The sequence below is a fragment of the Streptomyces marokkonensis genome (genome assembly GCF_039539045.1).
GTDB lineage: Bacteria > Actinomycetota > Actinomycetes > Streptomycetales > Streptomycetaceae > Streptomyces > Streptomyces marokkonensis.
The window spans coordinates 1-703 of the sequence record NZ_BAABCQ010000410.1; the positions used below are offsets into that span (position 1 = coordinate 1).

A 703-nucleotide genomic window follows, 5' to 3' on the forward strand; every position below is an offset into this window, starting at 1 on the left:
CCCGCCCAGCGCACCCGTACCACCCGTGATCAGCACCGTGCCACGCGGCGACCACCGGCGGGTGGCGGCCCGTGCCGGTGCGTGTTCCAGCCGCCGGGCGAAGACGCCGGAGGCGCGGACGGCGAGCTGGTCCTCTTCCCAGCGTCCCGTCAGCACCTGCCTGAGTACGCCGGCCAGATGGCCGGCGGCCTGGTCGTCGAGGGTCTCCGGAAGGTCGATCAGGCCGCCCCAGCGCCGGGGCTGTTCCAGGGCGGCGGTGCGGCCCAGCCCCCAGACCTGGGCGTGCCGGGCGTCGCGTACGGTGTCGGAGCCGCTCACGGCCACCGCGCCCGAGGTGAGGCACCACAGCGGGGCGTCGAGGCCCGCGTCTCCCAGGGCCTGGACGAGGAGCAGGGTGGGCAGTACCGGGTCACCGGTGAGGAACAGGGACAGCACACCTTCGACCGGGCCCACTCCGGCCAGCTCGCCGGCGAGAGCGGTGCGCTCGGTCGTCGCGCCGACGGCCACCGTCCTCAGCGTGGCGCCACGGGCGCCGAGCGCGGCGAGGGCCGCTGCCGTCCGCTCGTCCTCCTCCTGGGGCACGGCCACCAGCCAGGTGCCGCCGGTGCCGGCCGGGGCGAGCCCACCCAGTCGCTTCCACGTCTCGTGGTAGCGCCAGGTGTCGACGGCGGACTGCTCGCGGTGCCGGCGCCGCCAGGAGGAC

At 76.4% G+C, this 703-nt stretch carries 1 protein-coding gene; it reads right to left on the minus strand.

The window, feature by feature from the left end; all coding sequences use genetic code 11:
• On the minus strand, window positions 1–703 hold a 703-nt coding region (locus ABEA26_RS36160; RefSeq protein ID WP_486388989.1), incomplete at both ends, for a Rossmann-fold NAD(P)-binding domain-containing protein.